We start from the raw sequence: 21,700 nt of genomic DNA, 5'->3' as shown, positions 1-21,700 counted from the left end.
ATTCCGGCGACGCGCAGGGTTTCGCGAGCCGGTGGTCCGAGAGCCGGTCGAAGGGGCAAAGTCCTGGTCAAACGGCGTTACGGCTTGAGTGAGGCAGGGGATTGGCGGGATATGTCGTGATTTGTGGAGGCCGCCATGGCGAGGACAACCACCACCGCTTCGAACGGCAGGGCGCGTGGCAGGGCGAAGGGGGGACAGTCGCCGCCGCACATCACCGTGCCGGTGATCGGGACGTTGACCCTGCCGACGCCTGACCGGCTGGTCTTCTACGGGGTGCTGGGGGCGTTGGGAGCGTTGGGAGTCATCGATTGGCCCGTCGCGCTCGTCGTCGGGTTCGGCCACTACCTGTCGGAACAGCGGCGGTTCCCGATGCTGCGGCAGGCGGGGGAGGCCGCGGAGGCGGCGTAGCCGGGAACGCGGACGCCCTTTCCTGGACACGAGACCGGGGTGACGGCGATGGCGCCTCTCGGTGAACTCACCGGACAGGGCTGGGCGCAGGTGGGGATGCTGCTCCTCGCCTTCGTGCTCTCGGCCCTGATCGGCCTTGAGCGGGAGGCCCGCCAGAAGAGCGCGGGCCTGCGCACCCACACCCTGGTCGGCTTCGCCGCAGCGCTGATCATGCTGGTGTCGAAGTACGGCTTCTCCGATGTTCTGCGGGATCACGTCACGGTCGATCCGTCCCGGGTGGCCGCCCAGATCGTGTCCGGCATCGGCTTCATCGGCGCGGGCCTGATATTCGTCCGAGGTGACGTGGTCCGGGGCCTCACCACCGCCGCGGCGGTCTGGCTCACCGCCGGGGTGGGGATGGCGGCCGGGGCCGGGCTGTGGCTGCTGGCGGTCATCGTGACCGCCGGATACCTCGTGACGGTGTTCGTCCTCACGCCGCTGGCCGACCGGCTTCCCGGGTCCAAGTACGCACCCTCGCGGTTCCGGTTGACCTACCTCGGCGGCAGGGGCGTGCTGCGGTCGGCACTGGCCGAATGCACGGAGCGAGGGTTCGGTGTGGACGAGCTGTCGGTCGACCGGCGCAGCGAGGGCCAGAGCCCGGCCGTCGTCTCGCTCTGGCTCACCGTGCACGGCGTCGGGTCGATAACGGAGCTGACCACGGCGCTCTCCGAGATCGACGGAGTGCTCGCCGTGTTGAGCCGGGACCCCGGCACGGCTTCCTGAACCGCGGTCGCACGCCCTCGGGGGTCCCGCTGTGGTCGCGCCCGCCGTGCTCGTCGCCCGACGGGAGATCGTGAAGGCGCGAAGGTGCATTGACGGGCAACTAAAAGGTTGCCTATATTCAGACATGCATCCAAACGGTTGCCTAACTCTGTGAGACAGCATGGACGCGGTATTCAAAGCACTCGCCGACGCCAGTCGCCGGAGGCTGCTGGACAGTCTCAACCGGCACAACGGCCAGACCCTGCGCGAGCTGTGCGCGGGGCTGGACATGACCCGGCAGGCCGTGACCAAGCATCTGTCCGTCCTGGAGGCGGCCGGCCTGGTGGAGACGGTGAGGCGCGGCAGGGAGAAGCTCCACCACCTCAACGCCGCGCCCATCAACGAGATCGCCGACCGGTGGATCGGCCGCTACGACCGCGAGCGGGCGCGCGCGCTCGCCGACCTGAAACGAGCCCTGGAGGGTACGGACGTGTCCGAGACCAGCTTCGTCTACGTCAGCTACATCAAAACCACGCCGGAGCGGCTGTGGGAGGCCTTGACCGGCACGGCCTTCATCACCCGTTACTTCGGTGGCGGGGGCCCGCGATCCGACTGGACGCCGGGTGCCCCGGTCGAGTGGAAGGTCACCGCGGACGGCGAGTACCACGACTGGGGCCAGCGGGTGCTCGAGGCCGACCCCGGCAAGCGCCTGTCGTACACCTGGCACAACTACGAGCAGGAGGTGGCCGACATGTTCGGCTGGAGCGACGAGAAGCTCGCCGAGCTCAGGAAGGAGCCGATCTCGAAGATCACCTTCGAGATCGAACCCGCCGGTGGGGCCACGGTCAAGCTGATCGTCACCCATGAGGGCCTCGTCGCGGGCAGTGAGATGATCAAGGGCGTCAGCGAGGGCTGGCCCGAGATCCTGTCGAACCTGAAGACCCTGCTGGAATCGGGCGAGACGCTGCCGCTCGGCTAGGCGCCGGAGCGGTCTTCGCGGACGTCCGGCCTGCCCCGGTCCCCCGCTCAGCGGGCAACGTTCCTGCGCATCCTGCGCCCCCCATCGATGACCTCTGACATGGATATATGAGCATCTGCGTGATTTGTTAACCGAGAACCGCAGGGCATGAGTAGGGGATACTCATGCTTTCCGCCGTGCCCCCGCCTAGCGTTCGGAAAGACCCGTCCCGGCCGATCCACGGGGCGGGCGTGCAAGGGCTGGATCCGTACCCGTCGTTTTCGATGCCGTCGGCGCCGCTCCTCGTGGGTGTCGTACCGGGTGCCGGGAAAGCCGCGAGCCTGGCGGGGGCCGGCTCGCGGACCTTCCCATCGGGCCGTCCCCTCGGACCGTGCCCGAGCGCCGGTCGCCCCGGGGGACGTATGGCGGGCTACTCCCAGCGGAAGAACACGGCCGCGACGACGCCGCCGAGCACGATGGCCGCGGCGAGGCCGATCAGGTTGGAGGCCTCGATGGGCGCGCCGATCCAGGCGGCCGACAGGGCCTGGCTCCCGGCACCGAACGGCAGCCACTGCCCGATCGTCGCGATCACCTCGGGCAGGTTGCCGCGCCCGCCGAACATGCCGCCGGTGGCGCCCAGCACGAAGAAGACGACCAGGCCGATCGCGACGGAGGAGTTCGGGGTGGGCGAGAGCGCGGCGACGGTCAGCCCCAGGGCGTACATGGCGGCCACCGTCAACGCCAGCACACCGAGCGCCGCGCCGACGCGCACCGGGGGATGGGCGCCGAACGCCAGCAGGGCGAGGATCCAGGCGGCCGCGATACCAAGGGCCATCTGCAGCACGCCGGCGGCCGCCTGGGCGACGAGGACCAGCGCGGGCGAGGCGGGAGTCACCCCCAGGCGTCGCAGGATGCCGCTGCGACGGTAGTAGGCCAGAAAGCTCGGCATGTTGACGATGCCGGTCGTGGCCACGACCATCGTGAACACCAGCGGCAGCACGTAGACGTCGAACGCCGTGCGACCGTGCGCGATCGTCTCCCGGCCGGCGGACGAGGCGTTCATCACCAGGATGAGCATGGGCAGGCCGATCGGCACGATCAGCCCGGCGGTGTCGCGGGTGACCATCTTGAGCTCGCAGATCAGCAGTGCGGCCCAGGCCCGCGGGCCTGGGCGGTGGACGGTGATGTCCGTCATCGGATCGTCTTCTCCCTCGTGTCGGGCACGGTGTCGAACTCTGCGTCGAGCTTGGTGCTGCCGAGCTGGTGCCCGGTCAGCGCGAGGAAGGCGTCGTCGAGGCCGGCCTGTTCGCTGCGCGTCTCGGCCGCCGCGACGCCCGCGTGCACGAGCGCGACGCTGACGGCCTGGAGCAGCTCACCGCGGCCCTCGACGACGACGCGGTCGCCGTCGGCGTGCACCCGGTCGACCCCGTCGAGTCCTTCGAGCAGCCCGCCCGGCACAGGGGTGATCGCGCGGAAGGTGACCCGCTGGGCGAACCCGGCCCTTCGCACGAGCCCCGAGGGAGAGTCGAGGGCGACGACCCGGCCCTCGTCGAGCAGCGCGACCCGGTCGCACAGTCGTTCGACCTCCTCCATGGTGTGGCTGACGAGCAGGATGGTCACACCGGACTCGCGCAACCGCTCAAGGGTCGACCACATCTGACGGCGCGCCTCGGGGTCGAGGCCGGTGGTGAGCTCGTCGAGGATCACCACCCGGGGCCGTCCGACGAGCGCGAGCGCGATCGACAGTCGCTGCTGCTGGCCGCCGGAGAGCTTCTCGAAGCGGGTGCGCCGGGAGGCGGTCAGGCCGACCGACTCGATCAGGTCGTCGGACGGCAGCGGGTCGCGGTAGAAGGTCCCGTACAGGTGGACCAGCTCGGTGACCGTGAGCGCGGAGTGCAGGACGGCCTCCTGCAGCTGGACCCCGAGGACCTGGCGCAGCCGGGCCCGGTCCCGCCGGGGGTCCAGGCCGAGCACGCGAACGGTGCCGCGGTCGGGCCGCCTGAGCCCGGCGATCAGCTCGACGGTGGTCGTCTTACCGGCTCCGTTGCGTCCCAGGATGCCGAAGATCTCACCGGCGGCAACGGAAAGGCCGACCTCCTCGACGGCGACCTTGGAGCGGTAGCGCTTGTGCAGGCCGTCCGCTTCGACGGCGGGAGATGACGTTGTCGCATGCATGCCGTCGACGTTAGGAAGGGCGAGCCGCCGGCGCCTGTGCCGATGGTCAGTATCGGCACCCATGACTTTCGGCACCTCAGCGGGGGCACGAGCGCACGTTAGGGTGAACGGCATGCGGCGAATCGAGCCGGACGTGTGGGCGGGGCTGGCGGCACTGCTGGTGTGCCTCGCGGTGGGCACCCCGATATTGCTCGGCGTGGCCGAGACACAGGTCCCCCGGCCGGTGTGGGGCGCGCTCTTCGTGGCGCTGCTGGTCACCGCGCTGATCGCCGCGCTCTGGGAGGAATGCCGGCCGAGGCAGGCGTGGGTCTGCTACGGCGCGGCCGTCGTGCTGGGATGGCTCACGATCCTGACGGCGCCCGGCGCCGGATGGCTGCCGATCCTGCTGGTCTTCACCGCCGCCCTGAGCGCGTACGTCGCGCCGCCGTGGGCGGGCCCGGTGGTGATCGTGCTCAACGTCGTCGTGATCGCCGTGACCGTGGGTCTCACCGGTTCCACCGTCGCCGAGATCGGCCTCAGTGCGCTGCTGTACCTGCTGATCCAGATCGCGACGCTGCTGAGCGTGCTGGTGACCATCAGGGAGCAGCGGATGCGCCGCGAGCTGGGCGAGGCTCATCTGGAGCTGCGGGCGGCGAGTGTGATCCTGGCCGACACCGCACGCGCTCACGAACGCCTGCGCATCGCCAGGGAACTGCACGACCTGATGGGGCACCAGCTCACCGCGCTCACCCTGGAACTGGAGGTCGCCCGGCACCGCGACGGGGCGGGCGCGCGCGTGCACATCGAGCGTGCCGACCGGGTGGCGCGGGACCTGCTTCGCGACGTGCGCGCGACCGTCGGACAGCTGCGCACCGACGCGCCCGACCTGCGCGAGGCCCTCGCCGCCGTGGTACGCGACATTCCCGGCCTCGACATCGGCGTGTGGATCGACGACGACGTGTGCCCCACCGAGGAGGTGACCCTGGCGCTCATCCGTGTCGTCCAGGAGATCGTCACCAACACCATCCGGCACGCGGACGCGACCTCGTTGCGCATCCGGATCGAGAGCACACCGGAGCGGGACGTGAGGTTCACCTCCGTCGACGACGGGCGAGGCAGCCCCGAGCTGCGGCCCGGCAACGGGCTGCGCGGCCTGAGCGAGCGGATCGAGGCGATCGGCGGCGACGTACGGCTCGACGGCAGCGACGGTTTCCGGGTCACCGCCACGGTGCCCGCGCGATGATCCGGGTGATCGTGGTCGACGACCAGACCCTGGTCCGGCAAGGCATCCGCAGCCTGCTCGACCTGACCGACGACATCGAGGTGGTGGGGGAGGCCGACGACGGCATGGCCGCGCTGGCGGCGATCGAGGAGCACGCCCCCGACGTCGTCCTGCTCGACCTGCGCATGCCCCGCCACGACGGCATCTGGGTGCTCAGGGCGTTGCGGGAGCGCGCGGACGGCTCGCCGCCGGTGCTCGTGCTGACCACGTTCGACAACGACACCCTGGTGCTGGACGCGATGCGGGCGGGGGCGTGCGGCTACCTGCTGAAGGACGTGACGCTCGAACGGCTGACCCGGGCCATCCGCGTCCTGGCCGACGGGGGGACACTGATCTCGCCGTCGATCACCGACCGGCTGCTGCGCGCGGTGCGGCGCCGCCGACCGGCGGACGACGACCTGCCCGCGATCCAGCGGCTCACCGAACGAGAGGTGGAGGTGCTTCGGCTCGTCGCGGAGGGCTACAGCAACCGCGAGATCGCCCAGGCTCTCTTCCTGGCCGAGGGCACGGTGAAGAACCACGTCTCGACCATGCTGCTCAAACTCGGGGCGCGGGACCGGACCAACGCGGTGTTGCGCGCCCTGCACGCCAACCTTCTCGACTGATAACTGCGGGCATTTGGTCAAATTTGCCGATGCTGGCATGCTCTTTTCCGGGACCAGACTGCCCGGAACCCGGCGCGTGCGGCAGGGCGTGGCCGCCGGACCACTCGGGCGGGCTCGCGGCGGGGGAGGAGCACGATGGCCGGTACGGAGCTCAGATCCGGCGACCCCACCGCCTTCGGGCCGTACGTGATCGAGGCGAGGCTCGGCGAGGGCGGGCAGGGGACGGTCTACCTCGGTCGTGATCCGGCCGGTGAGCGTGTCGCGGTCAAGGTGCTGCATCCCAGGTTCGCCGCCGACCAGGTCGCGAGGACGCGCTTCGAGCGGGAGATCGCCGTCGCCCGGCAGATCGCCGAGTTCTGCACCGCCCGGGTGCTCGACGCGGGGGAGAGCGGCGACCATCTCTACGTGGTGAGCGAGTTCATCGACGGGCCTTCGCTGCAGCAGGCCGTCGAGAGGGAGGGGCCGCGCGACGGCGCCGCCCTGCAGCGCATCGCGATCAGCACGGCCACCGCGCTCGTCGCCATCCACCAGGCGGGCATCGCGCACCGCGACTTCAAACCTGCCAACGTGCTCCTCGGCTTCGACGGCCCGCGCGTCATCGACTTCGGCGTCTCCAAGGCACTCGACGCCGGGTTCGCCCAGACCAGCGGCGCCGTCGGGACCCCGACGTACATGTCGCCCGAGCAGATCCACGGCCAGCCCGCCGCCGCCCCCTCGGACGTGTTCAGCTGGGCCGTGACGATGGTGTTCGCGGCCACCGGCAGCCCCGCGTTCGGCCGGGACACCATCCCGGCCGTGCTCCACCGCATCCTCACCACCGAGCCCGACCTGTCGGGGGTTCCCGAGGGGTTGCGCCCGTTGCTGCGCGCCTGCCTGGCCAAGGATCCCGCCGATCGACCGGTCGCCTCCGACCTGCTGTTCCGGCTGATCCGCCAGCCGTCGGCGGGCACCGCCATGCCGCCCGCGGAGTCGCCGCAGACCGGTCAGTCGGCCGAGGTCCAGCCCTCTCCGTCCCAGCGGCCGTCGCGGACCGAGCAGCCGTCCCCGTCCCCGCAGCCTTCGCAGCCCGAGTCTTCTCAGCCACAGTCTTCGCAATCACCGCTCCACGACCGGCCGCCCTCGTCGCAACGACAGCCGTCACCCGGGTGGGAGGCCGACCCTCAGCGGCCGCCATCCCGGCCGTCGCCGCCGTTCGAGCCGGGCGCGGCACCTTCGCTGCCGCCGTACGCCGGGTGGTCACCGACGGGTCCGAGCACCGAGCCCGGGCAGTGGCACCGGCAGGGCCACGGGGTCTCCACCTCTCCCGGTGGCCCGTGGGAAGGGTCCGTCGGCACGACCGCGCCGGGCGGGTCGGGACGATCGCGTCCGTGGCGGATCGGGGCCGCCGTCGCCGTCTGCGCCGTCGCGGTTTCCGCGGGCGTCTTCGTGCTCCCGCCACTGCTGGCGGGGACCGGGCAGGAGGGCGCTGACCCCACTCCCGTCGCGATGACCGGCTCCCCGTCGGTCACCGGCGGCTCCCCCTCACCCGGCGAGTCCACGCAGCCCAGCGCCTCACCGTCTCCCAGCGCCTCACCCTCTTCCAGTGGATCGCCGTCCCCCGCCGCCACCCCCACCGCGGTCACCGGGAACTGGAAGAGCGCACCGGTCGGCGGACCGCTGCGCGGCCATCGCGACGATCTGCAGTCGGTGGCGATCGCCCAGGTCGGCGGCAGGTCCGTGATCGTCTCCGGTGCCAACGACCGCACCGTCCGCCTGTGGGATCTCGCGACCCGCAAGCCGCTGGCCACCCTCACCGGGCACACCAACTGGGTGCGCTCCGTCGCGGTCACCGAGTTGGACGGCAGGACGATCGCGGTGTCGGGCGGCGACGACGGCACCGTACGCCGCTGGGACCTCGCCACCCGCAAGCCGGTCGGCAAGCCCTTCGACGCCGCTGTGCCCGTCTTCTCCCTCGCCCTCGCCACCCTCGACGGCGAGCCCGTCGTGGTGACCGGAGGCCGCGACGGGAGCCTGCGCGTGTGGGACCTGAGGACGGGCGCCGCGATCGGCAAGGCCCGTCGCGCCTCCGAGGGCGCCGTGTTCGGCCTCGCCACGGCCACCCTCGACGGTGAGCCCGTCGTGTTCACCGGCGGCGGCGACGGTACGGTGCGTCGCTGGCCGCTCCGCTCGGGGGCGGGCGAGACGCTCCTCACCCAGCGCGCCCAGGTCACCGCCGTCACCACGGCCGAACTGGACGGCAGGCTCGTGGTGCTCTCCGCCGGCGGCGCGCAGGACATCCACATCGACGACGCCGCCGGTGCTGGTGAGGCCCGCCCGCCCATCCAGAGCCACAGCGGCTGGATCTACTCCCTCGCGGTCGGCCGGGTGGGGTCGCTCACCGTCGTCGTCTCCGGCAGCAACGACGCCACCGCGCAGGTCCACGACCTCGACACCGGGAAGCGGGCGGGACGGCCGTTCAAGGCCCACGACCACAACGTGTTCGCCGCCGCGGTGACCGAACTCGACGGGCGTCCCGTCGCGGTCACCGGCGGCGGCGACGACACCGTCCGCGTCTGGCGCCTGGGCTGATTGGAAGGTGGCCCGCGGGGCCGGTGGAAGGCTCCGTCCGGAGCGGAGGGGTCGGGTCACCACTCCGGACGGAGCCAGACATGGGTTACTTCAGGTACGGCCCCGCGTCGCCGATCTTGCCGGGGGCCGGGTTGCCCGGCAGGGACAGCACGTAGGCGCGCATGTTGCCCTTGCCGCTCGCGGCGATCGACAGTGTCCCGTTGGTCACCGTTCTGCTGTCGCCGGTGACCGCGTCGACGTAGGTGCCGTTCGGGATTCCGGTGAAGGTGGCGCCCCCGGTGACCGAGACCAGCACGAAGCTGTCCACGGTCCCCTGGGTGAAGCGGCGCTTGTAAGCCATCTGGCCCGTGACGCCCTCGGTCGAGTACTGGCCCTTCTGCAGCGCCGGGATGGCCCGGCGAATCCGGTTGAGCCGTTGCACGTGCTTGACCAGCGGCTTGTCGAGGGTCTGCGCCACCGTGCCCGAGGCGTTGGAGACCGTGCCGAAGCCCGAGGCGGTGACCGATCCCGCCAGGTGGTCACCGAAATAGGCGCGTCCCGTCGTGGCCAGCGGGCAGGTCGGCCCGCAGTCGATCCGCTTGCCCGCCTGGAACTCGATCTCCGAGCCGTAGTAGAGCGTCGGGATGCCGCGGAAGGTCCACATCAGGCTCATGTTCTCCGCCCAGGCGTCGGTGCCGCCGTCGTAGCGGACCGAGGACTTGTTCGGGCCGTAGTCGTGGGAGTCGACGTAGACGGTGTTGTAGGTGGCGTCGTTGTAGCTGTCGTCGGAGTCCTTGCCGCTGTGGAACGCGTTGGACGCCTCGCCGAAGTTCATGTGCATGCGCATGTCGATGACGTTCATGCCGGAGAACCTGCTGTGGTCGGGCGCGTGGTAGGTGTTGCCGTTCAGCGTGGCGTTGGTGCTGGTGGGCTGGTTGCCCGAGCCCATCAGGTTCTCGTAGTCGTACTGCTCGATCGCCGCCCTGACGTCGTCGGGACTGTACTCCTTGCGCTCCTTCCAGGTGAAGAACTGGGCGGAGTGGTTCACCGAACCGCGGTTCCACTTGTCGTGCACGAACGCGGCGACCTCGCCGAAGACGTAGAAGTCCTTGGCCTTCTCCGCGCCGAACTTCGCGGTCGCGTGCTCGCGGATCGCGGGCAGGAACCGGCGGTTCCAGGTGACCCTGGGGATGTGCACGGCGGTGTCGACGCGGAAGCCGTCCACGCCCATGTCGATGTACTTGTTGTAGACGTCGATCAGGTAGTCCTGGACGACCTTGCTCTCCGTGTTGAAGTCGGCCAGGTCGTCGTGAAGCCAGCAGCTACGAGAGTCTTCGCCCTCCCAGTTGCCGATCCAGCACTGGTGATAGTAGTTCGCGGGGAACATGCCGGAGGTCGGGTTCGGCCACTGGCAGTTGTGGATGCGGAACCCCTCGGGGCTGCTCCACTGGGTGGGAGTGCCCCAGTTACGGCAGGTGTTGCCCGCCGGCTCGGTGGTCGACCACTGGTCGCCGTTGTACGGCCTGCCCTTGGCCATCGCGTTCTGCGCGGCTGTCAGGCTCGGGTCGTTCCCCTGATGCTCCCGCATCGGGTCGTACTCCCGGCCCGCCTCCTTCTCGTTGTAGAGCCACTTCCACTGATCGTCGCGCGCACCCCACACGGTGGGGGTGAACAGGCCCTTGGCGCCCCAGCGGGAGCTGTGGTTGTAGACGACGTCCTGGTAGATCTTGATGCCCTTGGCGTGGGCGGCGTTGATCAGGTCCTGGTACGACGTGCCCGCGGACTCCAGGCGGGGGTCGACCCGGTAGAAGTCCCAGCCGTGGTAGCCGTGGAAGTCGTAGTCGGAGCGGTTGAGCACGACCGGGGTGATCCACAGGGCGGAGAAGCCGAGGCCCTTGATGTAGTCGAGCTTGTCGACCAGGCCCTTGAAGTCACCGCGGAACATCGGGTCGTTGTTCGCGGCGTTGCCCGACTTCGCGTGCTGGCTGCCACCCCGGTTGTTGGAGGTGTCGCCGTCGGCGAAACGGGCGGTCATCACGAAGTAGATGGAGTCCTCACGCGGGTCGCCGCCGAGCGGGGTGCCGCCCTCGGGCGCCTCGGGCTTCTCCCCGGTGGTGGCGGTGGCCTCCTCGCTCGCCCCGGAGAGGTTGCCGGCGGCGTCCCTGGCCTGGACGGTGTAGCGATAGAGGGTGTTCTCCGCCAGGCCGGTGTCGGAGTGCGTGGTGGCCGTCACGTCGACGACCTTGGTTCCCCCGGTGCCGCCGGTGCGGGTCACCTTGTAGCCGGTTACTTTGACGTTGTCGGTGGAGGCGCTCCAGGCCAGCGCGATCGAGACACCGGTCGCGGTCGCCGTCACGCCGGTCGGCGTGCTGGGCTTCTCGGTGTCCGGAATCTCGGGGACGCAGGGGCCGGCGGCGTTGCCGGTCACGACGCCGTTCTTGACCGTGCTGACCCCGGTGCCGATGGTGTAGTCGGAGCCGCCTTTGTTGTCCCAGGTGCCGTTTCCGTTGTTGAAGGCGGCTTTGAGTCCGGTGGCGGTGCCGAGGTTGACGGTCTTCTTTTTCCAGCCGGTGCAGGCGGTCTCGTTCATGGGGGTGCCGGGGACGGTGGTCCAGGCGCCGCCGGTGGGCTGGTAGTGGATGTTCGCGTCTGACCAGGTGGTGGAGTAGTAGACGGTCGCGGTGTTGCCGGAGCCCGGGTCACAGGGGTTACCGGAGCCGATCGTGCGGCCGGAGACGGTCACGACTCCGGTGCCGATGGTGTAGTCGGAGCCGTTGTTGTTGTCCCAGGTGCCGTTTCCGTTGTTGAAGGCGGCTTTGAGTCCGGTGGCGGTGCCGAGGTCGATGGTCTTCTTTTTCCAGCCGGTGCAGGCGGTCTCGTTCATGGGGGTGCCGGGGACGGTGGTCCAGGCGCCGCCGGTGGGCTGGTAGTGGATGTTCGCGTTCGACCAGGTGGTGGAGTAGTAGACGGTGACGCTGTTGGCGCCCAGCGCCGCGGACAGCGGGACGACGGCGGAGGTCAGGCCGATGGCCGCTGCGGCGAGCAGTCTGAGGGCGCGTTTGAGAGACGAGCGCATGAAGGTTCCTCTGTGCGAGGTGAAGGGGGAACCCGGGCGCCGGTGGACGCCCGGGAGGGGGTGGGCCGGGGCGGCCCGAAGGTCAGCGCCAGGCGTCGTCGCGCGTCGCGGTGCCGCTCGCCGGGGTGGTGAAGGACCGGTTGGGGTCGCTCTCCCACGTCACCGAGCCGTTGGGATTCTTCCTGATGTACTTGTAGGAGACCGCGGTGTTGGCCGGCAGATTGGCCGTGACCTTCCAGACCGGGTAGTCGGCCGAGGAGAGCGCCACCGCGTTGGCGGGGTTCCAGGCGCCCAGTTCGGCGATGTTGCCGACCACGAAGACGTTCTGGCCGTAGGAGGTCGTCACGTTCGCGTTGAAGGAGATGGCGACCTTACCGGGGTTCACCGTCGGGGTGGGGCTGGGTTCGGGGCCGCAGGGGGAGGTGGCGTTGGCGGTCACGACGCCGTTCTTGATCGTGCTCACACCGCGGCCGATGGTGTAGTCGGTGCCGTTGTTGTTGTCCCAGGTGCCGTTTCCGTTGTTGAAGGCGGCTTTGAGTCCGGTGGCGGTGCCGAGGTCGATGGTCTTCTTTTTCCAGCCGGTGCAGGCGGTCTCGTTCATGGGGGTGCCGGGGACGGTGGTCCAGGCGCCGCCGGTGGGCTGGTAGTGGATGTTGGCGGCCGTCCAGGTGGTGGAGTAGTAGACGGTCGCCTCACCGGGCGGCGGGTCGGTGGGCCGTACGCCGCCCACGTGGATGGCGACCGCGCTCTTGCCGGGGACGGTCACTGAGGCGGAGCCGTTCGAGCCGACGGTCACCGTGCCGCCGCCCACGTCGTTGGCGTAGGTTCCGGCGGGCAGGCCGGTGGAGAAGGTACGGGTGACGCTCCCGCCCTCGTTGTTGATCGCGACCCAGCCCTTGTCGCCGCGGCTGAAGGCGATCACGTTGTTGCCGTTGTCGTACCAGTTGCCGACCGAGGTGCCGGCTACGGCGCGGTTGAAGCCGACCATCCCGCTCATCTGGCGGTGGAAGCAGGTCCACTGGCCGTTGCCGCAGTTGGCGTCGGTGACGAAGCCGCCGCCCGCCGAGGGCGGACCGCCCTCGGCGTCGCTCCAGGTGAATCCGGAGTAAACGCGCTGCGTACCGTACGGCCAGGCGAGCATGAAGATGTTGGCCAGCTTGTAGGCGTCGCCGTACTTGTAGTTCATGGTCGAGCCGTTACGCTCGGTGTCGTGGTTGTCGATGAAGACCACGGCCTTGTCGCTGGGCACCGACAGACCCCAGCTCTGCCCGAACGACTGCAGGTTCTTGATCTGGCCGCCGCCGAACTGCTCCTTGAGTTTGCGCCCGTACACGAACTCGTGCACGTCGCCGATCCCGGTGTACTGGCTCGGCGTGATCGCCTCCTGATCGCCCTCGATGACCTCCTGGTGAATGTAGGGCGAGCCGGTCAGCTTGCCCTTGATCGCGGCCAGGTCGCTCGGGTTGATGTGCTTGGCGGCGTCGATGCGGAAGCCGTCCACGCCCAGGGAGGTCAGGTTGTTGAGGTAGCCGGCGATCTGGTTGCGAACGTACTCGGAGCCGGTGTTGAGGTCGGACAGGCCGACGAGCTCGCAGTTCTGTACCCGCCAGCCGTCGTTCTTGTAGTCGGAGCTGTTGATCCCGCAGGTGGGGGAGTGGAAGTCGGCGGACGAGTAGAGGCCTGGATAGTTGTACTTGCCGAAGCTGTAGCCACCGTAGCTGGTGCTGCCCTGGCCGGTCATGTGGTTGATGACGGCGTCGGTGTGGACCTTGACGCCCGCCGCGTGGCAGGCGTTGATCATGTTCTTGAACGCGTTCTCGTCACCGAACTTGCTGGTGAGTGTGTAGCGGGCGGGCTGGTAGATGTCCCACCAGACCGACCCGCCCTTGGACATCGAGTCGCTCGGAGGGGAGACCTGTACGGCGCCGTACCCGGCGGGGCCGAGGACGTCGGTGCACTCCCTGGCGACGGAGTTCCAGTTCCAGTTCCACAGCTTGACGATCGGGCCTGGGGTGGGTGGCGCAGCCTGGGCAGGGGCGCTCAGCGCGACGGGCACCACGACCGTGGCGGCTGCCAGCGCGCTTAACGCTGTGGCAACCATGGCTCTGTAGGGTTTCATGAGTGGGTCCTCCAGGATCGATGGACGGGTTCCCTGGCCGGGCCGGGTGCTGCAACACCCGGCCCGGCCGTCTTTCCGGGGTATGTGGGGTCAGGGCTGGACGAAGACGGCGACCGTGCGTGCCGGGACCGTCAGCGTGCCCGTGGCGGAATCGAACGTCGACTGCTTCACGACGGCGTCGTCGCCGGCCGTCTGGACGGGGTGGAGCGTCACCTGGGTGCCCTTCAGCGCGGCGACGGTCTGCGCCCGCGCCTCGGGGGTCGCGTTGAAGACGACGGTGACCGACTTCCAGCGGGGGTCGATCCCCGAAGCGTCCAGGTGCATGGTCACGACGCCCGGAATCTCCGAGACGCCGCTGGTCGGGAAGGTGAGGCGCTTCTGCACCTCGGCCAGGCTGCCGAGGGCGAAGACCGGGGACGACGAGCGGATTTTCAGCAGGTCGCCGTAACGGGCACGGGCCGTGCCGATCGCCGCGCAGTCCGGCTTCAGCGCCGGGTCGGCGAGCAGCGGTTTGGCGTACTGCCACTTGTCCTCGTTGTCGGCCTTTGGGGGGAGGCCCGCGCCGAAGCCGTTGCCCGCGGAGCAGTCCCAGAGCAGACGGTTGAACCAGTCGCCGGAGTCGTAGGAGTTGCGGTCCAGCGACTTGGAACGGAGCCGCTCGCTGCCGGCGTGCACGAACGAGGTGCCCTGCCCGAGCACGGCCGTGGCCAGCGAGAGCGACTGCATGCGCACCCGGTCGACCATGGTGGTGGTCTGCGGAAGCTTGTAGGCCAGCGCGTCGAACAGCGTCTCGTTGTCGTGGGCATCGACGTAGGTGACGACCTCGCCCGGCGAGGCGGTGTATCCGGCGGGGGAGCCGTTGTAGTCGACCTGCGAGCCCTTGACCTCCTTGCCGTTCGAGGCGGTGAAAGTGTAGTCACGAAGGTTACCGGCGAGCCCGACCTTGATCAGGTCCTGGTAGCCGAACAGCCGGGCCCGCTGCTGCGCCTCGTCGCCGTTGGCGAGCGACCCGTTGGGTGCCCCGGCCAGGCCCGAGCCGAAACCCTGGATTCGCGGATCGGGGTCGAACGGGCTGCCGCCGCGGACCGCGTCACGGAGCCGGTCGCTGAAGGTACCGATCCCGGTGCCCGCCATGTTGGCCTGGGTGGCCTGCTCGAAGCGGGCGTTGTCGGCGACCTCGCCGAAGTTCCAGCCCTCGCCGTACAGGATGATCGACTTCCCGTCCACGCCGTCGTGGGCCACGCTCAACCTGTCCAGGGCGGCGCGGACCGCGAGCATGTTCGCCTTGGGGTGATGGCCCATCAGGTCGAACCTGAAGCCGTCCACCTTGTACTCGCGGGCCCAGGTGACGACGGAGTCGACGACGAGCCTGCCCATCATGGCGTGCTCGGGGGCGGTGTTGGCGCAGCAGGTGGAGGTGGCCACGGTGCCGTCGTCGAGCAACCGGTGGTAGTAGCCGGGCACGATCCGGTCGAGCACCGAGGTGGAGTCCTGGCCGGCGGCGTGGGTGTGGTTGTAGACCACGTCCATCACCACTCGCAGTCCCGCCCCGTTCAGTCCGCCGACCATGCTCCGGAACTCCCTGATCCGCGAGGTCCCCTCGGGGTCGGCGGCGTAGGAGCCTTCGGGCACCGTGTAGTGCAGCGGGTCGTAGCCCCAGTTGAAGGAGTCTTTCGCCGCGGTGCGCGCGACGCAGGCCTGCTGCTCCTCGGAGTCGGGGGGCATCGAGGCCAGGTCGCAGTCGGGTTCGGTCCGCTCCGCCCTGCGCTCGGGGACCGTCGCGATGTCGAAGACGGGAAGCAGATGCACGTGGGTCAGGCCGTCCCTGGCCAGCCCGCGCAGTTCCTTCATCCCCGCCGAGTCGCCGGTGAGGGCCGAGTAGGTGCCGCGTCTGGAGGCGGGGACCGTGGCGTCGGAGGCGGAGAAGTCACGCACGTGCAGTTCGTAGATCGACGCCTTCTCCTGCGGCACCGCCGCGGGCTTGGCGAGGGACGACCAGCCGTCGGGCCGCAGGGAACGGTCGGACAGGTCGACGAGCTGGCTGCGGCCCGACCCGGCGGCCAGCGACAGGCTGTAGGGGTCGGTCACCTCGTTGACGACGACCTTGCCCTCGGCGGGAACGTAGACAGTGACCAGGAAGGTGTAGTAGCGGTTCTTCCAGCTCGGTTGCCCGCGGACCGACCAGATGCCGGTGCCGTCGTCGCGCCGCATGGCGTGGACGGTGCGGTCGCCGCCGGAGGGGGTGCGGTAGAGCGCCAGTTCGACCTTGCCCGCCGTCGGCGCCCAGACCGACAGGCCGGGCGTCCCGCCGTTCCAGGAGGAGCCGAGGCCGGCGGTCGCCGCCTTGGCGTACAGGTCGTCGAGTACGCCGGGCAACTGCACGCCGGTGGCGGCCAGCAGCGTGCCCGAGGCGTCGCGCTCGACGGCCACGACCTGTCCGCGCAGCGCCTTCTTGACAAGGTCGGCGTCACGCGGATCGATCGTGAACGCGGCGTGCCCGGCCAGGTGCGGCCACTTCGCTCTCTGCGCCTCGGTGAGCACTCCGGGAAGGAGGCGGATGATCCGGAGGTCGCCGGTCAGGTCGCCCTTGTCGTAGGTGATGTCGCCTTTCTCGGAGAAGGCCAGCGAGTGCCGGAGCGAGGACGACGGCTCGACCTTCCAGGCGACGGTACCGCGGTCGATCCAGTGCGCCGAGGACTTCGACAGGTCGGCGTCCGCGCCACGGGCCGCCGGCTGGGGCAGCAGGTAACCCTCGGTGGCCGCGATCCGCCAGGCTTCGTGGCCGGTCGCGGTCAGGTCCAGCGTTTGGTTGTCGGGGAGGTCTTTCTCGTCACCTTTGTGGATGATGTAGTTCACGTTCTTGGCCCCCTCGGTCAGGGGGACGCGGAAGTAGACACCGAAGGCGTCTTCGCCCGCGGGCTGAAGTGGGGTGGCCCACTCGGTGGGCTGGGCCACGTCACCCCACAGGTGTAGTCCCCAGCCTTCGTACTTCCCGTCGGGGCGGTGGTAACGCAGGATCGCCACGTTCTCGGCCGCGGCCCGGGTCGGGTGGGTCTTCGCCACGCCCGAGACGACGTTGGCTTCCGGTTGGAGTGCCGGGGTGAACGACTGGTCGGGGCCGGGGTCCTTGGTGTCGCCCTTGTGGATGATGAAGTTCACCGGTGTCGAGGCGTCCTTCAGCGGGACCTTCCAGAACGCGCCGTAGGAGTCGGTGCCGTCCGGCGGGCGCGGGGTGGCCCACTCGGTGGGCACTCCGTCGGCGAGTCCGTCACCCCACAGATGCAGACCCCAGCCGTCGTAGTTCTTGTCCGGCCGGTTGTAGCGGATCGTCGCGTAGCCCTGGGCGGCCGCGCGGGACAGGTGCGTCTCCGCCTTCCCCTCCGCGAGCCAGACCTCGCCGTTCCTGGCGGGGTTGACGACCCGGTCGCCGCCGTCCTTCTCGTCACCCTTGTGGGCGATGATCCCGACGTTGGACGCGCCGGGCTTGAGCTTGATCCAGGCGAAACGGCCATAGGCGTCCTCGCCGGTGAGCCGGAGGGGCTCGGCCCATTCCGTGGGATTCTCGACGTCGCCCCAGACATGCAGGCCCCAGCCGTCGTAGTTCTCGCGCTGGTAGTGCACGACCAGCCAGTCGCGCTTGACCGCGCCCGGCTCCTCGGGGGCGGGCGCGGCGCCGACGGTCGCCGCCGCGCTCGCCGAGGCGAAGCGGCCCGCGGAGTCCTTCACCACCGCTTTGTAGGAGATCTTCGTACCCGCCGCGATACCGCGCAGGTCGTGGAAGACCCGGAAGGTACGGCCCGCGGGGGAGGTGTTCGGCGCGTCGTCGGTGCCGATCGCCCGCCAGGGGCCCTCGCCCACCTTGGCGGCGAAGGTGACCTGGTCGAAGCCGGTGCCCGGCACGGTCGCGACGACCGGGATCCGGCCGTCCTCGGCGGTGCCCCTGATCTCGGCCCCCGGCAGGGAGATGGAGACGGCCGGGGCCGTGGCCGGGGCGGCGAGTTTGGCGGGCGCCTTGTAGACCACCGCCGACAGGGCGGGGACGGTGAGCGCCAGCTTCGTGTCCGCGCCGGTGGTGAGCGTGGCGGCACCCTCGCCGTACACCCTGGTGAAGGCCGCGCCCGCCGAGAAGGTGGGCGCGCTCACGGTCGCGGGCCGCTCGGCGTTGTTGACCGCCACCAGATACTCGATCTGTCGCGCGGCGTCGATCCTGGAGAAGGCGTAGACGCCGTCGGAGACGAGCCGCTCGATCTGGGCGCCGTCGGCGAGGGCCGGGTGGGCGTCGCGCAGCGCGGCCAGGGCGGAGATTCCCCGGTAGAGCGGGTGGGAGGGGACGAAGTTGTCCCTGGCGTGGGTGGAGTCGGTGCCGATCAGGTCGTCGCTCAGGTAGCTCTCGGTCCTGGAGGCGAACATGGACGCGCGGGCGTCCTGGTCGCCGCCCTTGCCGGTGAAGCCCTGCTCGTCGCCGTAGTAGACGACAGGCTGGCCGCGGGTGAGATACATCAGCTCGTGGGCGAGCAGCGACCTGCGCAGCAGCTCGGAGTCGGGGGCACCGGGATTGTCCTGGGAGATGAAACGGCCGATGCGGCCCATGTCGTGGTTGCCGAGGAAGGTCGGCAGCGACGAGGCGTTACTGTCGGCGTCGGTGTGATAGTCGTCTTCCGCGTACAGCCGTGCCAGCCTGGACGCGTCCGCCGTGCCGCCGCTGAAGGAACGGGCGGCCTCCTGGAACGGGAAGTCCAGGGTGGCGTTCATACCGCCCCGGGTGGAGTATCGGCTGGTGAAGGAGGGCTCGCCGGAGTAGACCTCGCCGAACATGAAGAACCGCTTGTTGCCCTGCTGGGCCGCGTAGCCGCGCAGGGCGGGGGAGAACCTCTCCCAGAACTCCATGTTCACGTGCTTGGCGGTGTCGATGCGGAAGCCGTCGAGGCCGGTCTCGCGCACCCACGTCCTGTAGATGTCGATCATCCCTTTGACGACCTCCGGGCGCTCGGTCCACAGGTCGTCGAGGCCGAAGAAGTCGCCGTACTCGTCGTTCTCACCGCCGCTGAAGGTGGAGTCGCCCCGGTTGTGGTACATCGTCGGGTCGTTCAGCCAGGACGGGGTCTTGGCGTTCTTCGGCGCGACCGGCGTGTACGGGAACGAGTCGGCGTCCACCTTGGGGAAGGTGTCCTTGCCCGCGTGGTCGCGGTCGTCGAACGGCGTGCCGCGGGTGTCGACGTAGGGGTAGGCGCCCTTGGAGCGATACGAGTAGGTCTTCTCCGCGTAGTCGACCACGTCGGCCGTGTGGTTGGTGATGATGTCGAAGAAGACCTTCATCCCGCGCCGATGTGCCTCGCGCACCAGCTCCTTCATCTGGGCGTTGGTCCCCAGGTGCGGGTCGATCCTGGTGAAGTCGGTGATCCAGTAGCCGTGGTAGCCGGCCGAGACGTTGGCGCCGGTGCCCTGCACGGGACGGTTCACGAACGCCGGGGTGATCCAGATCGCGGTGCTGCCCAGGTTCTTGACGTAGTCGAGCTTGCCGAGCAGGCCCTTGAGGTCGCCGCCCTGGTAGAAGCCCTTGTGCGTGGGGTCGAAGCCGGTGGTGAGCCGGTCGCCGGACAGGCCGCCCCGGTCGTTGCGGGTGTCGCCGTTGGCGAACCGGTCGGTCATCGCGAAGTAGAAGCGCTCGCGGCTCAGGTCGGCGCGGAGCGCGTCGCGGGCGAGATCCCTGTCGGAGGGTTCGGCGGTGCGGCTGAGCGCGGACACCACGGGATCGCCGGACGCCCGTGCGGACGCGCCGGAGGGCCCTGGGGATGGCGCTGCGGAGGGCGCTGCGAGGACCGGTGCGGCGAGGGGCGCGGACGCGAGGGAGGTGGACGCGGCGGCGGGGGGCGGGGTGGCGGCGAGAGGGGTGGCGATCAGGGCTACCGCGAGCGCGGCGCCCGTCAGGAGGGTCGTTCTCGCGCGCCGTGGGGGGAGCGGCCAGACCACGGTGGGCCTCCACGGGAGTTGTTTCGAGAGTATTGCCCGGAAATTACTCACTAGCGGTGTTCTATGCAATCCCTTGCGGCAAATTTCTGAATCCTGGCAATTCTCAGGCCTCCAGGAGGGGGGTGGTCGTGGGGAAAAAACGCGACAAAAGGGATTTTCAGCTCTTAAGTGGTGAATATCGCCACTTGAAATCCCGTCAGAGGAAGGCCTGGCTCCTTGGGTTTGGGGTGGCTTTGTAACGACTTTGCAGACTCTTGCAGAAACTTCTTCCAATGGGGTTCACGTAGGCGTAACGTCCGGCTTACTCCAGACCCGGCCGGGCGGCTCTTCGGTCCCGGTCGTCCCTTGAACACGAGGAGAAGAACATGCGGCGAGCCTTCTCGGCCGCGACGATTGTCGCGGCCCTCGCCCTGGCGGTCTCCGCCTGCGGTGGCGGTGACGCCGGCACGGCGGCCCCCGCCCAGCCCGCGGCGACGGATCCGTCGAAGATCACCGGTGAGATCACCTGGTGGGACACCGTCAGGCCCGACAGCGAGGGCCCGACGTTCCAGGCGCTCATCAAGGAGTTCCAGGCGAAGTACCCCAACATCAAGGTCAACTACGTCAACGTCCCCTCGGACCAGGCGCAGAATAAATTCCAGACCGCGGCGCAGGCCGGTACCGGGGCGCCCGACGTGGTCCGCTCCGAGGTCGCCTGGACCTCCCAGTTCGCCTCCCTCGGCTACCTCCAGCCGCTGGACGGCACGCGCGCGGTGGAGAACGAGTCCGACTTCCTTGCCAGCCCGCTGAGCAGTACCAAGTACGACGGCAAGTCCTACGCGGTGCCGCAGGTCACCGACACCCTGGCGCTGCTGTACAACAAGAGGCTGCTCAAGGAGGCCGGCTGGGACAAGGCGCCCACCACGGTCGAGGAGCTGAAGAAGGCCTCGCTCGACGTCAAGGAGAAGACCGGCGTCAACGGCCTCGCGCTCAACGTCGACGCCTACTTCCTGCTGCCCTTCATCTACGGCGAGGGCGGCGACCTCCTCGACGTGCAGAACAAGAAGATCACCGTCAACTCCCCGGCGAACGCGAAGGCCATGGCCTCGGTCGCTGACCTGATCACCTCCGGGGCCGCGCCCAAGCCCGCCATCCAGGACAGCTACGCCAACGCGATGACCGCCCTCAAGGACGGCAAGGCCGCGATGATCTACAACGGCCCCTGGGCGCTGGCGGAGGTCTACCAGGGCAAGGAGTTCGCGGACAAGGAGAACCTCGGTATCGCCCCCGTCCCCGCGGGGTCGGTCAAGGCGGGCGCGCCCACCGGCGGCTGGAACTACGCCATCTACGCCGGCTCCAAGAACCTGGACGCCTCCTATGAGTTCGTCCGTTTCATGAGCACCCCCGAGGCCCAGGCCAAGATTGCCAAGGAGATCGGTCTCCTGCCGACCCGTACCTCCGCCTACGACAACCCCGACGTCCAGGGCAACAAGGACGTCGCCACCTTCAAGCCGATCATCGACACCGCGGTCGCGCGTCCGTGGATTCCCGAGGGAGGCCAGCTCTTCCAGCCGCTCCTGGAGAGCTACCAGTCCCTGGTCGGCGGTAAGACCTCACCCGAGGACATGGTCAAGACGGTGGACGAGAAGTATCGCGGCATCTTCAAGGACTGGAGCTGATCCGTGGCGACTTCCACTGGACGTGTAACCGGCACGGCCAGGGACCGGGCCGCGGGGGGCCCCGGCCGCCCCCCCCCCCCCGGGGGGCCCCCCCAAATTTTTGCCCTCCCCCCCGTCTTTTGGGGGGAAGTGGGGCGCGGGGGGCCCGTGGGGGCCCCGGGGGGGGGGGGACCCCCCCACAA

General features: G+C 69.5%; 12 protein-coding genes. 7 read left to right on the top strand and 5 right to left on the bottom strand.

Going from position 1 to position 21,700, the window contains the following annotated elements:
• Positions 1-135 precede the first annotated feature (135 nt).
• From ACFY3V_RS10945 to ACFY3V_RS10935, 3 genes are all read left to right on the top strand, one after another.
• Positions 136-408 carry a hypothetical protein gene (locus ACFY3V_RS10945; protein ID WP_389772238.1) on the top strand — a complete coding sequence of 91 codons (273 nt, stop codon included), beginning with the start codon at positions 136-138 and terminating at the stop codon, positions 406-408.
• Between the two features lie 48 nt (positions 409-456).
• On the top strand, positions 457-1,170 hold the full coding sequence (locus ACFY3V_RS10940; protein WP_362896973.1) for an MgtC/SapB family protein: 714 nt from the start codon (positions 457-459) through the stop codon (positions 1,168-1,170).
• Between the two features lie 160 nt (positions 1,171-1,330).
• Positions 1,331-2,128, top strand: coding sequence for a metalloregulator ArsR/SmtB family transcription factor (locus tag ACFY3V_RS10935; RefSeq protein ID WP_362896972.1), 798 nt, complete (start codon positions 1,331-1,333; stop codon positions 2,126-2,128).
• Positions 2,129-2,537: 409 nt separating this feature from the next.
• Here ACFY3V_RS10935 and ACFY3V_RS10930 read toward each other — a convergent pair whose 3' ends face one another.
• Together ACFY3V_RS10930 and ACFY3V_RS10925 are read right to left on the bottom strand one after the other, a co-directional pair.
• Complete coding sequence (locus ACFY3V_RS10930; protein ID WP_350943600.1) at positions 2,538-3,302, bottom strand: ABC transporter permease; 765 nt, start codon at positions 3,300-3,302, stop codon at positions 2,538-2,540.
• Positions 3,299-4,282 carry an ABC transporter ATP-binding protein gene (locus ACFY3V_RS10925; RefSeq protein ID WP_389772233.1) on the bottom strand — a complete coding sequence of 328 codons (984 nt, stop codon included), beginning with the start codon at positions 4,280-4,282 and terminating at the stop codon, positions 3,299-3,301. The genes ACFY3V_RS10930 and ACFY3V_RS10925 overlap by 4 nt, the downstream gene beginning before the upstream one ends.
• 112 nt (positions 4,283-4,394) lie before the next feature.
• Between ACFY3V_RS10925 and ACFY3V_RS10920 the strand changes: the two genes are divergently transcribed.
• The 3 genes from ACFY3V_RS10920 (at position 4,395) to ACFY3V_RS10910 (ending at position 8,716) form a co-directional block, all read left to right on the top strand.
• Positions 4,395-5,504 carry a sensor histidine kinase gene (locus ACFY3V_RS10920; protein WP_389772228.1) on the top strand — a complete coding sequence of 370 codons (1,110 nt, stop codon included), beginning with the start codon at positions 4,395-4,397 and terminating at the stop codon, positions 5,502-5,504.
• Positions 5,501-6,148, top strand: coding sequence for a response regulator (locus tag ACFY3V_RS10915; protein ID WP_389772224.1), 648 nt, complete (start codon positions 5,501-5,503; stop codon positions 6,146-6,148). Before ACFY3V_RS10920 ends, ACFY3V_RS10915 begins: the two co-directional genes overlap by 4 nt.
• Positions 6,149-6,283: 135 nt before the next feature.
• Complete coding sequence (locus ACFY3V_RS10910) at positions 6,284-8,716, top strand: protein kinase (RefSeq protein ID WP_389772221.1); 2,433 nt, start codon at positions 6,284-6,286, stop codon at positions 8,714-8,716.
• Between the two features lie 85 nt (positions 8,717-8,801).
• Here the strand turns inward: ACFY3V_RS10910 and ACFY3V_RS10905 are convergent, their stop codons facing one another.
• The 3 genes from ACFY3V_RS10905 to pulA all read right to left on the bottom strand — a co-directional run bounded on the left by ACFY3V_RS10905 (position 8,802) and on the right by pulA (position 19,860).
• Positions 8,802-11,771, bottom strand: coding sequence for a carbohydrate binding domain-containing protein (locus ACFY3V_RS10905; protein WP_389772218.1), 2,970 nt, complete (start codon positions 11,769-11,771; stop codon positions 8,802-8,804).
• Between the two features lie 82 nt (positions 11,772-11,853).
• Positions 11,854-13,890, bottom strand: coding sequence for a carbohydrate-binding module family 20 domain-containing protein (locus ACFY3V_RS10900; RefSeq protein ID WP_389772215.1), 2,037 nt, complete (start codon positions 13,888-13,890; stop codon positions 11,854-11,856).
• 90 nt (positions 13,891-13,980) lie between these two features.
• Positions 13,981-19,860, bottom strand: coding sequence for a pullulanase-type alpha-1,6-glucosidase (gene pulA / locus ACFY3V_RS10895; protein ID WP_389772211.1), 5,880 nt, complete (start codon positions 19,858-19,860; stop codon positions 13,981-13,983).
• 365 nt (positions 19,861-20,225) lie between these two features.
• Between pulA and ACFY3V_RS10890 the strand changes: the two genes are divergently transcribed.
• Positions 20,226-21,518, top strand: coding sequence for an extracellular solute-binding protein (locus tag ACFY3V_RS10890; protein WP_362896964.1), 1,293 nt, complete (start codon positions 20,226-20,228; stop codon positions 21,516-21,518).
• Positions 21,519-21,700 lie beyond the last annotated feature (182 nt).

The sequence above is a fragment of the Streptosporangium sp. NPDC000095 genome (genome assembly GCF_042899335.1).
GTDB lineage: Bacteria > Actinomycetota > Actinomycetes > Streptosporangiales > Streptosporangiaceae > Streptosporangium.
The sequence above is the reverse complement of the archived record's forward strand: the minus strand, read 5'-3'. Positions and strand labels throughout refer to the sequence as shown.

Excerpts from the sequence above, each read along its gene's own strand:
- ACFY3V_RS10945 (WP_389772238.1), top strand. The coding sequence starts at position 136 with ATGGCGAGGACAACCACCACCGCTTCGAACGGCAGGGCGCGTGGCAGG.
- ACFY3V_RS10940 (WP_362896973.1), top strand. The coding sequence starts at position 457 with ATGGCGCCTCTCGGTGAACTCACCGGACAGGGCTGGGCGCAGGTGGGG.
- ACFY3V_RS10935 (WP_362896972.1), top strand. The coding sequence starts at position 1,331 with ATGGACGCGGTATTCAAAGCACTCGCCGACGCCAGTCGCCGGAGGCTG.
- ACFY3V_RS10930 (WP_350943600.1), bottom strand. The coding sequence starts at position 3,302 with ATGACGGACATCACCGTCCACCGCCCAGGCCCGCGGGCCTGGGCCGCA.
- ACFY3V_RS10925 (WP_389772233.1), bottom strand. The coding sequence starts at position 4,282 with ATGCATGCGACAACGTCATCTCCCGCCGTCGAAGCGGACGGCCTGCAC.
- ACFY3V_RS10920 (WP_389772228.1), top strand. The coding sequence starts at position 4,395 with ATGCGGCGAATCGAGCCGGACGTGTGGGCGGGGCTGGCGGCACTGCTG.
- ACFY3V_RS10915 (WP_389772224.1), top strand. The coding sequence starts at position 5,501 with ATGATCCGGGTGATCGTGGTCGACGACCAGACCCTGGTCCGGCAAGGC.
- ACFY3V_RS10910 (WP_389772221.1), top strand. The coding sequence starts at position 6,284 with ATGGCCGGTACGGAGCTCAGATCCGGCGACCCCACCGCCTTCGGGCCG.
- ACFY3V_RS10905 (WP_389772218.1), bottom strand. The coding sequence starts at position 11,771 with ATGCGCTCGTCTCTCAAACGCGCCCTCAGACTGCTCGCCGCAGCGGCC.
- ACFY3V_RS10900 (WP_389772215.1), bottom strand. The coding sequence starts at position 13,890 with ATGAAACCCTACAGAGCCATGGTTGCCACAGCGTTAAGCGCGCTGGCA.
- ACFY3V_RS10890 (WP_362896964.1), top strand. The coding sequence starts at position 20,226 with ATGCGGCGAGCCTTCTCGGCCGCGACGATTGTCGCGGCCCTCGCCCTG.